Origin of the sequence: Paenibacillus sabinae T27 (assembly GCF_000612505.1) — a bacterium.
In the GTDB taxonomy this organism is placed as follows: Bacteria; Bacillota; Bacilli; order Paenibacillales; family Paenibacillaceae; genus Paenibacillus_AQ; species Paenibacillus_AQ sabinae.
The window spans coordinates 437,194-449,870 of record NZ_CP004078.1; the positions used below are offsets into that span (position 1 = coordinate 437,194).

A 12,677-nucleotide genomic window follows, 5' to 3' on the forward strand; every position below is an offset into this window, starting at 1 on the left:
AGAGTAATGTGCCTGAAAGACACATTACTCCATTAAAGTTGATATTAATCTTGTATAAATCAACATAGAAAACACATAGATGACTTATATAATAGCAATTGAAAGTACGGTAATCATTCAGACAATCCGCTGCTTCAGTCGGTGTACAGATACCATCGCCTTACAAGCGGAATTTTCTTCCACTGCTTCTTGAGCCAAGGCAGAACGTAGTAGTCGAGACCGAAGACGCTGCCGGAACCGCCGATGCAGGCGATTGCCGCCGCCACATACCACAGCATTTCCGTAGCTGCCATTTTGGTCGTCCAGATCATGACCGCCATGCCTATCGTCGCAATGGAGGAAAGGGCGGTGAACAGTCCGACAATCAGCAGGATACCAAAGATGATTTCGGCGCATACCATGCCGAGCTGGAACCACTTGGCAAGAAACGTGTAGTTGCCGTCCGGTTTATAGAACAAGAGATCCATGAACCAGTTCGAAATGTTGTAGATGAACTTCGGAACCGGAAGCGCGGAAACCGCTTCTTTGGCCGTATCGACCGCCGATGCCGCCGATTGGGCGTCAACCGTTTCCTTGACGTTGCTTACCGCTTCGCTGGCCGCCGATGTTGCATCCTTAAGATAAGGGGCCGCCGGGATCAGGAAGATCTTGCTCCAGCCTTGGTCGATAATCTTCCGCAGCTTGTCAATGCCTTCATACAGCCACATGCCGCCGAGCAGCATGCGAAGCGGAACGATCCAGAAGTTCGGCGAGCGCTTGGAGAAATATCCGCCGACGAAGCTTCTGCGGTTCTCCACATGGAAGAACTCATGCATCATGTAAGTCCAGACTTTATTAAAGCCGGCTACACCGGACAGATAGTAAATGTTGATCATATGCTTGGCGAACATCGCCATGAATCCGGTGAGCATGAACATTTTGTTCGGAAGACCGACATTCGCAACGCCGTAGCGGCTTCCGATCGATACCATTGTGCCGTGGAAGGCCGGTTTATAAGCCTTTTTCGCGGTTCCGTTAATGTCGGCGACGATGTTGCCGGCAATCAGCGGCGCGGCAAGCTCGGCGTTCTCGACCATTTGCGGAACGGGACGCTGTTCGCCTTCGACAATGTAGAAGATGTTGTCGCCGACAACATATACGTTCTTGTGGTCGACGCTTTCCAGATGCTCGTTGGTGACGATACGCTTGCGGCCTTGCTGCTGGACATCAAGCTTACCCACCAGCTCGGAGCCTTCGACGCCCGCCGTCCAGACGATGGTGTTGGCTGCTACGACATTATTCTCGCCGAGAGCCACGCTTCCTTTGCCGACTTCGGTGATCTTGGCGCCGGTGACGATTTCCACGTTCAGCTTCCGCAGGTGCGCTTCGGCTTTACGGATCAGCTTCTCCGGCAGGATTGGCAGAATTTTCGGCGCCATATCAGCAACGATCAGCCGCACTTCCTTCGGATCGATGAAGAACTCTTTGCACAGCTCTTCGCGGTATTCCGCCATTTCGCCCACCAGCTCAACGCCGGTAAAGCCTGCGCCGACGATAACAAAGGTCAGCATGGAACGGCGAACTTCAGGCTTCTTCTCTTTGGCCGCCTGCGTGAACATGTCGCGGATTTGGCGTTTCAGCGCAACGGCGTCATCATAGGACCAGAAAGAGAAGGTGTTCTCTTCAGCGCCGGGAATTCCGAAGAAGGTCGGCTTGCTGCCCGTGCCGATAACGAGATAGTCGTATTCGTAGACGGCCTTCTCGGACGTCAGCTTCTTGCCCTGGAAGTCGACATTGCTAATCTCGTCAAGGACAACGTCCACTTTGAGGCCGGCAAAAATCTTCTTCAGGTCAATCTTGATCGAATCCTCGGGCGCGCGGTTTGCGGAGACCTCATGAAGCTCCGTCAAGAGCGTATGATAAGGATTCCGGTCGATCAGTTTGATTTCAATGTCTTTGTTGTTTTTCAATTTCTTGGCCAGCTTTTTGGCTGTAAGTACACCGCCGTACCCGCCGCCAAGAATGACGATTCTCTTCAAAAGGAACTCACCTCATTTGTCTGAATTAGCTGCAGGAAGGATCGTGAATTACTTCGCTTGTTCCAGCGCTTTTTCTGCCAGAGTCCAGTATTCGCCTACGCTGATGGATACGCCGGAGATGGCATCGGTTTTTCCTTCGGCGTTAAACGCAGGAGCTGCGCCTTTGTTGTCGATGTAGTACTGCTCGGCTTTGGCGACTTCCTCATGCCATTCGGCCAGGGCGGACGGATTTTTTTCTTTCATGCCATACTTGCCGTCTTTGGAGAACTGCTGCTTGTCATTGCCGTCTTTGTCGACGCCGGTGAATTTAACCGCGGATACGGCACCGTTCGACACGGTAACTTCAACAGTGGGCTTCCAGCCGCTCTTGGCGTCCATTTCGCCTTCGGCCTTATAAACGCCGTCCTTGTATTGTGCTGCGGATGCGTCAGGAGCTGTGCTTGCAGCCGGTGCTACGGATGCGGCAGGAGCCGTGCTGGCGGCTGGTGCGGTGCTGGCGGCAGGGGCGCCTTCGTTGCTGTTGCCACAGCCTGCGGCAAGCAAGCCGAGAAGCAGGGCGCTGGATACTACTGCAGTTGTTTTTTTCATAGGGAATGACCTCCAAAATAGTTTAAAATATATATATTAAAATGTAAAACATTTAAATATCGTTTGAAGTGATAAAAATCACCTTGTAAATGATGAATGTCACTTGGCTTTGGGCCTTTTGTCCACTTATTGTTATCGGAACAGAACCTTCAGAAATTAATAGCGAAAATTTATAATGTTTCTGAATTGTGTCGACGGAATAGTAGCATATTCCTACCTTTTTAAATGTGAAAAAGTTCACTTATAAGGATAACGCTTCATTTCCTGCTCCATTATATCGAAGTTTTAAATAAATTGATAGATTAATTTTATGATTTAAGAAAGGTTTATGTGACAAAAACCGACTTGATTCTTTATTTGTTAAAAATGGAAATTGATTCATCAAGCCGATTCAGCCGAAAAATGAAGGGGTAATTTTACTGTAAGGAAATCAGGGCATTCCTTGAAATGGTAACCATCCATATTTCTAGGGTAAGGAAGGCGATGTCTATGTATAAATCCCATGTAATTGCCGGGAGAATCCTCGAAATCCGTGATGACCATGTGCTTACCCAGCAGGGTGACATCATTTGCAGCTACCATTCCCGATATTACTTGCTGCCGGATGAAGAGGCATGGACAGAAGAGCAGATCAGCCCGCAGGACCTCCCCGAAACGCCGGGGGAGCCGGTTAAAGAACATCATCGCTTCATGGGGATCGTCAAATACTTGAGCATGGCCAGACCCCGGTTTTTCCATATGAAGAAGAGCGCAAATCGAATCTGATTTGCGCTCTTCTTCTAAAGTTTCTGACGGAGCACCGCCATAATTAAGGCGCGTGGTTAATTATGGTAGTATTTAAACGGGTATATCATCTGGTGTTTTGCGGGAGTGAGTTCATGGAATACATAAAGATATTTTTTATTAACACGGCGATGCTCATCACATTGGCCTATCTGGCGAATCTGCTGTTCAAGCACACCATTTCCCGTTCCTCCGAACGGACCAAGCAGGCCGCCTGGGTCGTAATGGCGATATTGGCGGGCGGGCTCAGTACGTTTTTCGGGTACCGGCTGGATGACAACGTGATATTTGATTTGCGCTTCGTTCCGCTGATTATCTCCACCATCGCTTACCCGCAGCCTCTGCTTCTGATTCTGATTGGAGTAGGCACCGGCCTGATGCGCTTTGCGTTCGGCATCAATGCGGCCGCGGCAGCCGGAATGATCAATCTGTCCATTCTGGGCCTTATTTGCGCGGCGCTGTCTCTTTGGATACGCCGTTCCCCATTATCCATGATTGCCAAGGGCCTGGTTGTCATTCTGGCAGTCAACTTCTTTAATGCAGTCAACATCAGCATATTCGGAGTCATTCCCTTCTATGAATACATATCGGAGATCATGCCGATCACGTTCCCGTCCGGGATGCTACTCAGCATTTTGTTTGCACTGATTGCCCGCGACTTTCATCTGGAGCACAAACGGATGCAGCAGATTGAGCAGGTCAATGCGCTGCTCTCCGAGCAGGCGACGGAGCTTCAGAAGAACAAGATCGTTCTGGAAGAACGGGCGAAGCAGCTTATGCTGGCCTCTCAATATAAGTCGGAATTTCTGGCGAATATGTCGCATGAGCTGCGAACTCCCTTGAACGGGATTATCAATCTGTCGGAGCTGATCGCGGAGCATGACGATTCGGTCACGAGAGAGGAGCTCCAGGCTTACGGAAGCCTCATACACCATTCCGGCGAGGAGCTGCTGCTGCTGATCAACGATATTCTGGATCTGTCCAAAGTGGAGGCGGGCAAGCTTGAAATCGTCAGCGAGGAGGTCAATGTCAGCGAGGTTCCCGCGCTGCTCTTCCAGCAGTTTGATGTGATCGCTAAGCAGAGAGGGCTTGATTTTACTATCCAGCTGGAGGAGGATCTGCCGGAGACGCTGGTCTCCGATCCGCAGCGGGTACAGCAAATTCTGCGCAATCTGCTCTCGAACGCGTTCAAGTTCACCCATCGGGGCGGTGTTTCGCTGACCATTCGGCGGGAACAGCGGCGGCAGGGGGGGCGAGAAGCGTCCTGGATCGTGTGGGAGGTAAAAGACACCGGCATCGGCATACCGAAAGACAAGCATCTGAGCATCTTCGAGGCATTTCAGCAGGCGGACGGGACAATCAGCCGGCAGTATGGGGGCACTGGATTGGGCTTGTCCATCAGCCGGGATCTTGCCCGGCTGATCGGCGGTTTTATTACGCTGCAGAGCCAGGAAGGCGAGGGCAGCGCCTTCTCCCTGTACTTGCCGTTAACGGCTCAAGAACAAGGCATAAAAACTCCAATTTAATTTGTAATTCTGACTTATTGACGCTAGGGCGAAGCGGAGTAGAATGGAGCAAGAGCCGCGTCAAAGGAGTGTTGCCGTTACGATCAACATCATGAGAAACCGCCCCGAAGCCTCTCCTCCCCGAAGAAGAGGCCGCAAGTTTTCGACATACCGGAGAAACCTGCATATGGCCACATGGGAAGGCGTCCCCTCGACTATCTTCCAGGTGCTGCTTCAGGGGCAGTTTCTGACCGGTTTCCTGCTGTATTTGGGCGCTACTTCCGGACAAATCGGTTTTGTGATTGCGCTTACGACACTTGTGAATGTCGCACAGATCGGCGTCGCCTTTCTGATCCAGAGGCTGCCCAGCCGCAAGTGGGCGCTCGTCACCTTTGTTTCCATTCACCGGGTGCTGTGGGCCGCTACCGGGCTCGTTCCGTTCCTTTTTCCCCGTCCCTTTTGGGTCAGCGCTTTCATTATTTTGTATGCCCTTGCATTTATAGCAAATACCGCCGGCGCCGTACTGTGGAGCTCGGTTATCGGGGATTTGGTCCCGCCGCGCGTACGGGGACGCTACTTCGGAATCCGCAATACCCTGCTGAACGCCTTGGGAAGCCTTGTCGTCTATGGGGGCGGCGTCGTCCTGGACCGCTACCCGGGAGCGCAGGGATTTCTGATTCTGTATATCGTAGTGTGGATATTTTCCACGGCGAATATTATAGTATTCTTCTTCTATCCGGACGTGCCCTTTGAGAAATCGGAGGAAAGAAAGTTTGTGCCGATGTTTAAGAAACCGCTTCACGATGGACTGTTTATGAAATCGACGCTGTTTCTCTCGCTGTGGCTGCTGCTGCAAAATGTGACCGTGCCGCTGTATTCCTATGTCATGCTGCAACTGCTGCACATCAACTATCAGACGCTTTCGCTTCTCAACGTGGCCCAGACCGTGTTCATGATGGCGAGCTTCTATTTCTGGGGGAATCTGAACGCGCGGTACAGCAACAAACGGCTGCTCTTCTGGACGCTTCCGATCATCGCAGTTTCCTCGCTGCTGTGGGGGCTGCTGTCCGTGCTTCCCTTGTTTCCGGTGCTGTTCGCCGCGCATATCGTGTTCGGAGTGGGAGTCGGCGGTTTTAACCAGCTGGCCTTCAACTTCATTATCGGAGATACGCCAAAAAAAGAGCGTCCGATGTACATGGCCATGTACGCGGCACTAACCGGGCTGGCCTCATTCATTGGACCGGTGATTGGCGGCAAGGTGTACGAATGGATTGACGGCTGGCCGCACGGGTTCCAGGTGTACGGAATGCAGCTTATCGTAGGAGGGCTGATGATCGCGCTGATCGCGCTGCTCGGGCGCCGTATCCTGAAGGATGTTTGAAAAGGAGAATATTCATGAACAAAACGGCAATGGTGCTTGGAGCCACCGGACTCGTTGGGAAGGCGGTCGTGGAGGAGCTCTTGCGTGAAAACTGGAAGGAAGTGCGGGTGCTCGTCCGCAGACCGCTTGCACTCCGGCACGACAGGCTCAAGCAGACGGTAGCCGACTGGGAGCGGCTGGAGCGTTACGGCGATCTGTTCGAAGGAGCGGACGCCGTATTCTGCTGTCTCGGGACGACGATCAGGAAAGCCGGATCGCAGCAAAATTTCGAGCGAGTCGATCTGGAATACCCGCTAACGGCGGCCAAGCTTGCAAGGAAAGCCGGTGTGAGACAATTTCTAGCGGTATCGTCCATGGGGGCGAATCCGCATTCGCGCCAATTTTACAGCCGGACCAAAGGCCGGATGGAGGAGGCTCTAAGCGGCTTAGGCTTTCCGGGGCTGCATCTGTTCCGCCCGTCCCTGCTGCTGGGGGAGAGGGAGGAGTTCAGATTGTTGGAGCGCTCCGCCGCCTGGCTTATGACCCGGCTGGATGGTCTTATGGTCGGCAGGGCGGCCAAATACCGTGCCATCAAAGGGGAGACTGTTGCCCGGGCCATGGTCCATATCGCGGCGGCTGATCCGAAAGGGCTGCATATATACCCGAACGACGTTATTCAGGTGCTTGGAAAAGACTTTGCTGCCGAGGCCCCTCCGGCTTGGGAGGATGAGAAAGGTTTGCAATAAAGAGAGATTACGATTTAAAATGATGACATGAATAGATGAATGGGAGGAAATTGAGAGATGAGCAAAAAGCAGGTAGCCACGTCAAAAGCACCGGGGGCCATCGGTCCGTACAGCCAGGCGATTATCGCCGGAAATTGGGTATACACCTCGGGCCAACTGGGGCTGAATCCGGAAACGGGCGAGCTGGCGGGAGATGTACAAGCCCAGGCGCGCCAGTCGCTGGCGAACGTACAGGCCATTCTGGAAGAGGCCGGAACCTCGCTGGACCATGTAGTGAAGACGACGGTGTTCCTTAAGGACATGAACGATTTCACGGCCGTGAACGAGGTGTACAGCAGCTTCTTCAGCGAGCCTTATCCGGCGCGCAGCGCAGTTGAGGTTGCCCGTCTGCCCAAAGACGGACTCGTGGAGATTGAAGTTGTAGCTCGCAGAAAATAACGCGGCGCTCTGTTCACGTATGGAAATCCGTTCCCCGCTGCCGTTAAGGGCCGGATTCGAATAAGCCTTTCCCGAGTACAGTCCTCCGGTAACCCGGAAGACTGGCGGGAAAGGTTTTTTTATAAAATGGGTTTTCGGCTGTTGACATTCTACCTACTAGTAGGTATACTCAAGTCAAGAGGTGAAGATATGAACCGATCCGATCATATTATGAACGTTGCTAATCGTCTGATTCTGGAGAAAGGGTATAGTGCTTTCAGCTATGCGGATGTCGCTGCCGAAATCGGTATCCAGAAGGCAAGCATTCACTACCACTTTCCGTCCAAAGCCAACCTGGTGCAAAATGTGGTGAGCAGGTACCGGCAGGAAGTGCGGGGGAATCTGGCCAAGCTGGACTCCATGACGGGCGATCCCCGGGTGAAGCTTGAGCAGTATTTGTCGTACTGGGAGTCATGCCTGCAGAGCAAGGCGATCGACATGTGCCTGTGCGCGCTGCTTGCCTCCGAGATTCCGATTCTGCCTGAAGAAGTCATCGGCGAGATTCGCGGGCATTTCCGCGATTTAACGGACTGGCTGGCCCGGCTGATGAAGGATGCGGCTGAAGAGGACCGGTTCGCGGGGGAAAGCGAAGCCGCCGCCATCGAGGAAACGGCCCATGCCATTCTGGCCTGTGTGCACGGCGGGATGCTCGCTTCCAGGACATTTAACGATGCCGGGCAGTTCGGCAAGGTGAAGAATCGTCTGCTGGGATTGATTACGGAGAAGGCCGTCACAGTGTAATGCTTTTTTAGCAAAGGAAAAGAGACAAATTTTTTTAAGTTAAACCTACCTACTAGTAGGTAAAAAGAACCAAAGGAGAAGATTACAATGAAAAAACCGACGATTGTATTTATTCACGGAGCTTTTGTTACACGGGCGAGCTTCGAGCCGCTGATGGGGTATTTCAAGGACAGAGGGTTTGAAGTTTTGGCGCCGGCCTGGCCTTTCCACGATCAGCCCGTTGCCAAGCTGCGGGAACGTTCCGAAGCCGGCCTTGGCAAGCTTGGACTTGAGGACCTGACGGAATACTATGCCAATTTTATCAAGGCGCTGCCGGAAAAACCGATCATCATCGGCCATTCCTTCGGCGGACTGCTGACGCAGCTGATGATGGACCGCGGGCTGGGTTTGGCGGGAATCGCTATTAATTCCGGGGGCGCCAAAGGCGTGGTGTCGGCTGCCTATCCGACTACGGCGCGTTCCATCTTCGGTATTTTGTCGAAGCCTTGGCGCAAAACCTTTATGATGTCGCTCAAGGAGTTTAAGTACGCCTTTGTCAACACGCTGGGCAAAGCTGAACAGGAGCGGGCTTACCGGGAGCATGTCGTCCCGGAGACGACCCGCATCTTCTTCCAGGGAGCCGTCGCCCCATTTGCTTCGAACAGCCCGTTCAAAGTGGACTTTAACAACGGCCGCCGCGGGCCGCTGCTGATGATTGCCGGGGAGGTCGACCGGATTGTGCCCGCCAGCCTGGTGCGCAAGAATTACAGCTTATACAATCAGCGGTCCGGAGCCGTGACGGATTACAAGGAATTTCAAGGACGCAGCCACTGGATTATCGCGCAGCCGGGCTGGGAAGAGGTGGCGGATTTCATCGACCTTTGGTTGAAGAAACAGCTGCCGGCCTATGAAGGGTAAGTTTTGACATCATAGGCGAAGACAGAACGGCACAAGAAAATCAGCGGCAATTCGGCCGGCCAGGCATTCCTGGACGGCTTTTTGCTGTTCTAGGCTCTCCCTGGCATCACGAATTTGTTTAGCTGAAAATCGCTTAATTTGCCGTAAATTCGCCGGTGGCCAGATTTGCGGACCGCGAAATATGCAGAAATGTTTTTAAATCCGGGCTTTTTCGTATAAGATGGAGATAAAACCTTTTTTTGAAATTCGGAGCTCTGCATCTGCAGAAATAGATATAGAATGAGAACTTTTCCGGCGAAACGGCTGCCGCCTCGGGGCATCGAAGCGGGATGTCCGTTTTGGCCTGTTCAAAAAGACAGGAGATCACGATGACAAAGCATCTGTATGCAATGTGGCTGGGGGATGTTTTATTTTGCTTCTCCGGTGAGACTTCGGAACCCAAAGTAGATGCCTGGACTCGTGTGGTCAAGCGGCTGGAGCTGGGCGGGGGGCAGCGGCCGTTCGCGGGAGCCGCGCTTCGCTTGGCTGAAGTAAGGTACCCTGCGGCCAGAGCCGAAGGCAGAGCGTCCCGCCGGCCGATGGCCGGACGAATGCTCGAAGGGCTTGCTCTGTCGCCGAAAGACGCGTTCGAGCTGCTGCTCGCCTGGGACGAGACGCTATGCGAGCGGCAGGGCATCGCTCCCGGAGGGGAGATGGGCTACTGGGCGGCGGCGGCGCGCTTTGCGCTGGAGCTGCTGGCTACAGGCGGCATCGCTCCGGGAGCTGTGCTTCCCCGGCCGGCGGGCTCGCGGCGGCGCGGTGGGGAACAGGCGGCGGAAACGTGCTGGATTCCCGTCTTCAGAGAGCCGGGTCAGCGGGAAGCCTTTTTGCAGTTCTCCGCCTCCATGCCGGCGCTGGCGCTCAGCTCGTCAACCCCGCAGGGGAGCGAACCGGCCTCACGGGAAGAAGCGGGGGCGGCGGTGCTGTACTCCTTCCTTCAAGCGGTAATCAACGCGGAAGTCAAAGGGGTCGTGGCCGGAATGGAGCAGGAGCTTGCCCCATACAAGGCCAACTACCGGCGGGGCCGGTCGCCATTGACGGAGCTGTGGTGGAACAGCCTGCTTACGGGCAGCCGCGACATTCCGGTTCAGGGCACGCCCGCCGAGGTCACGGAGCTGCTCGAGGCGGTTAACGCCCCGGCAGCCGGCAATATTCCCAGCTTCGGAGCGACGGAGGAGCAGAGCGGCCAGTTCGGCCTCGGACTAAGGCTCGAGCCGCCGAAAGAGGATGAAGAGATATGGCGGCTGTCTTTCTGGGCCGAGGGGCGGGAAGAGAGCGGATTCTGGCTGCCGGCGGAGATGATCTGGAGCAGCAGAGACCGGGAGTTTACGCTCTGGGGCAAACGCTACAGGGGGATTCAGGAGCAGCTCCTTGCGGCGCTGGGCCGGGCGGCCGAATGGTCGCCGGACATCTCGCAGGCGCTTGCGTCTCCTGCCCCGACCGGCGTGAGCCTTGAGCCGGAGCAGCTGTATGTATTCCTTAAGGAGACGGTGCAGAAGCTGACCGCCCGGGGAATCACTGTCCAGCTGCCTTCGCGCTGGAGCAAGGAGGGACGCCGCCGGATCGGCATGAGGCTGAAAATGCAGCTGCCGGAACTTCCGGCCGGACCGCAGGCGCTTGCACTCGGCATGGAAGCGCTGGTGTCCTTCAAGATCGAAGCTTCCCTCGGCGACAGTTCCGTCAGCGCGGAGGAGCTGGGGGCGCTGCTGGCCGCCGGGGTTCCTTTTGTAAAGTTCCGGGGAGAATGGATCGAGGTAGACCCTAAGGAAATCCGCCAGGTCCTCCGGTATATGAAACGCCATCAGAGCGGCGAAATGTCCACTTCGGACTGGATGCGCCTTGAAGCCGAGGCGGGAGAGGAACGGCTGTGGAAGGGAATGCCTGTAACCGGCATGGAAACGACCGGCCTGCTGGCCTCTCTGCTGCGCGGGGATGCCGCGCAGAGTCCGCCTGAGCTGCCGGTTCCCGGGGAACTGAAGGGAACGCTGCGTCCTTACCAGGAACGGGGCTACCAATGGCTGAGCGTTATGAGCGAGCTCGGCTTCGGCGTCTGCCTCGCCGACGATATGGGCCTTGGCAAGACGATCCAGGTCATCGCGAGTCTGCTCAGACGCAGGCACTCGGGGGCAAAGCCCGGAGTGGTCAAGGCGATAACCGCCGCGGGACAAGGCGTCGGGCCGAAGGCGAGCGGCGGCCGGGCGGGCCACGGCCTGCGCCAATGGACGGCCGCAGACAGCGATCCGGTGCTAATCCTGTGTCCGACCTCGCTGCTCGGCAACTGGCAGCGGGAGCTGCGGCGGTTCTCGCCAACGCTTGGCGTCTACATCCATCACGGAAGTCGCCGGGTACGCGGCGCGGCCTTCCGGGAGCAGGCGGTCAGCCATGATATCGTGCTGACCACGTACCATTTGGCCGGCAGGGACAGCGAGGACCTTGCCTCGGTGTCCTGGTCGACCGTGGTGCTGGACGAAGCCCAGTACATCAAGAATTACCGGACCAAGCAGGCGCAAAGCGTCATGCGGCTCGCCGCCCCCCACCGGATCGCCATGACCGGAACGCCGGTGGAGAACAGGCTGGGCGAGCTGTGGTCGATTTTTCATTTTCTGAACCCGGGATATCTCGGCACTTTTCATTCCTTCCGCGAGCGTTACGGGACTGGTGAAGGGATGGAACGGCTGCGGGAGCTGCACCGGCTTGTGTCGCCTTTTTTGCTGCGCAGACTCAAGAGCGACCCCGACATATCCAAGGATCTGCCGGAGAAGCTGGAGCTGAAATCGTACTGCGCGCTGACGGAGCACCAGGCGCTATTGTACCAGGGCGTCGTCAACGAAATGCTGGATACGATCGGGGAGAGCACGGGGATGGCCCGGCGGGGACTGGTGCTGTCTTCCTTGACCAAGCTGAAGCAAATCTGCGACCATCCCCAGCTTTTTCTCAAGGAAGAAGGCCGGGCCAGCCGAAACGATCAGTCCGGCAAAATGGAGGCCATGTTCGAGGTGCTGGACAGCATTTCAGAGCTTGGGGAGTCGGCGCTTATTTTTACCCAGTACGTGGCGATGGGCGAGCTGCTGGTGAACAGATTGGCCAAGCGCTACGGCAAGACGCCGCTGTTCCTGCACGGAGGGGTGTCGAAGCGGGACCGCGACGAAATGGTGCGTTCTTTCCAGGAAGGGGAGGGAACGGCATTCTTCGTTCTGTCGCTTAAGGCGGGCGGAGTAGGGCTGAATCTGACCCGTGCCAATCACGTCTTGCATTACGACCGCTGGTGGAATCCTGCAGTGGAGAATCAGGCGACGGACCGGGCCTTCCGGATCGGGCAGCTGAAGAACGTGCAGGTTCATAAGCTGATCTGCCAGGGAACGCTGGAGGAGAGAATCGACGAATTGATCGAGCGGAAAAAGAATCTCTCCGAGCAGGTGGTCGGCTCCGGCGAGAACTGGCTGACCGAGATGTCGGATCGCGAGCTGAAGGAATTGATCGAGCTGCAGAATCAGGACTGGATGTAGCCCGGATCTCCAATAAA

At 55.3% G+C, this 12,677-nt stretch carries 10 protein-coding genes; 8 read left to right on the plus strand and 2 right to left on the minus strand.

The annotated features are described in order from the left end of the window. Positions 1-134: 134 nt before the first annotated feature. Positions 135-2,018 (minus strand): FAD-dependent oxidoreductase, encoded by a 1,884-nt coding sequence (locus tag PSAB_RS02040; protein ID WP_025332926.1) that lies wholly within the window; start codon positions 2,016-2,018, stop codon positions 135-137. Between the two features lie 48 nt (positions 2,019-2,066). Then, positions 2,067-2,606, minus strand: coding sequence for a hypothetical protein (locus PSAB_RS25660; protein ID WP_025332927.1), 540 nt, complete (start codon positions 2,604-2,606; stop codon positions 2,067-2,069). Positions 2,607-3,095: 489 nt separating this feature from the next. Between PSAB_RS25660 and PSAB_RS02050 the strand changes: the two genes are divergently transcribed. From PSAB_RS02050 to PSAB_RS02090, 8 genes are all read left to right on the plus strand, one after another. Then, on the plus strand, positions 3,096-3,371 hold the full coding sequence (locus PSAB_RS02050) for a hypothetical protein (protein WP_025332928.1): 276 nt from the start codon (positions 3,096-3,098) through the stop codon (positions 3,369-3,371). A gap of 113 nt (positions 3,372-3,484) precedes the next feature. Beyond that, positions 3,485-4,915, plus strand: a complete 1,431-nt coding sequence (locus PSAB_RS02055; RefSeq protein WP_025332929.1) for a sensor histidine kinase — start codon at positions 3,485-3,487, stop codon at positions 4,913-4,915. A gap of 166 nt (positions 4,916-5,081) precedes the next feature. Then, complete coding sequence (locus tag PSAB_RS02060) at positions 5,082-6,275, plus strand: MFS transporter (RefSeq protein ID WP_226991752.1); 1,194 nt, start codon at positions 5,082-5,084, stop codon at positions 6,273-6,275. 14 nt (positions 6,276-6,289) lie between these two features. Next, positions 6,290-7,000 carry an oxidoreductase gene (locus tag PSAB_RS02065; RefSeq protein ID WP_025332931.1) on the plus strand — a complete coding sequence of 237 codons (711 nt, stop codon included), beginning with the start codon at positions 6,290-6,292 and terminating at the stop codon, positions 6,998-7,000. A 57-nt stretch (positions 7,001-7,057) separates the two neighbouring features. After that, complete coding sequence (locus PSAB_RS02070; protein ID WP_025332932.1) at positions 7,058-7,438, plus strand: RidA family protein; 381 nt, start codon at positions 7,058-7,060, stop codon at positions 7,436-7,438. Positions 7,439-7,627: 189 nt separating this feature from the next. Next, on the plus strand, positions 7,628-8,218 hold the full coding sequence (locus PSAB_RS02075; RefSeq protein WP_025332933.1) for a TetR/AcrR family transcriptional regulator: 591 nt from the start codon (positions 7,628-7,630) through the stop codon (positions 8,216-8,218). Positions 8,219-8,305: 87 nt separating this feature from the next. After that, positions 8,306-9,115: an alpha/beta hydrolase gene (locus tag PSAB_RS02080; RefSeq protein ID WP_025332934.1), complete on the plus strand. Its 810-nt coding sequence runs from the start codon at positions 8,306-8,308 to the stop codon at positions 9,113-9,115. Positions 9,116-9,483: 368 nt separating this feature from the next. Then, positions 9,484-12,660, plus strand: coding sequence for a DEAD/DEAH box helicase (locus PSAB_RS02090; protein ID WP_025332936.1), 3,177 nt, complete (start codon positions 9,484-9,486; stop codon positions 12,658-12,660). Positions 12,661-12,677: the final 17 nt, after the last annotated feature.

Excerpts from the sequence above, each read along its gene's own strand:
- PSAB_RS25660 (WP_025332927.1), bottom strand. The coding sequence starts at position 2,606 with ATGAAAAAAACAACTGCAGTAGTATCCAGCGCCCTGCTTCTCGGCTTG.
- PSAB_RS02050 (WP_025332928.1), top strand. The coding sequence starts at position 3,096 with ATGTATAAATCCCATGTAATTGCCGGGAGAATCCTCGAAATCCGTGAT.
- PSAB_RS02055 (WP_025332929.1), top strand. The coding sequence starts at position 3,485 with ATGGAATACATAAAGATATTTTTTATTAACACGGCGATGCTCATCACA.
- PSAB_RS02060 (WP_226991752.1), top strand. The coding sequence starts at position 5,082 with ATGGCCACATGGGAAGGCGTCCCCTCGACTATCTTCCAGGTGCTGCTT.
- PSAB_RS02065 (WP_025332931.1), top strand. The coding sequence starts at position 6,290 with ATGAACAAAACGGCAATGGTGCTTGGAGCCACCGGACTCGTTGGGAAG.
- PSAB_RS02070 (WP_025332932.1), top strand. The coding sequence starts at position 7,058 with ATGAGCAAAAAGCAGGTAGCCACGTCAAAAGCACCGGGGGCCATCGGT.
- PSAB_RS02075 (WP_025332933.1), top strand. The coding sequence starts at position 7,628 with ATGAACCGATCCGATCATATTATGAACGTTGCTAATCGTCTGATTCTG.
- PSAB_RS02080 (WP_025332934.1), top strand. The coding sequence starts at position 8,306 with ATGAAAAAACCGACGATTGTATTTATTCACGGAGCTTTTGTTACACGG.
- PSAB_RS02090 (WP_025332936.1), top strand. The coding sequence starts at position 9,484 with ATGACAAAGCATCTGTATGCAATGTGGCTGGGGGATGTTTTATTTTGC.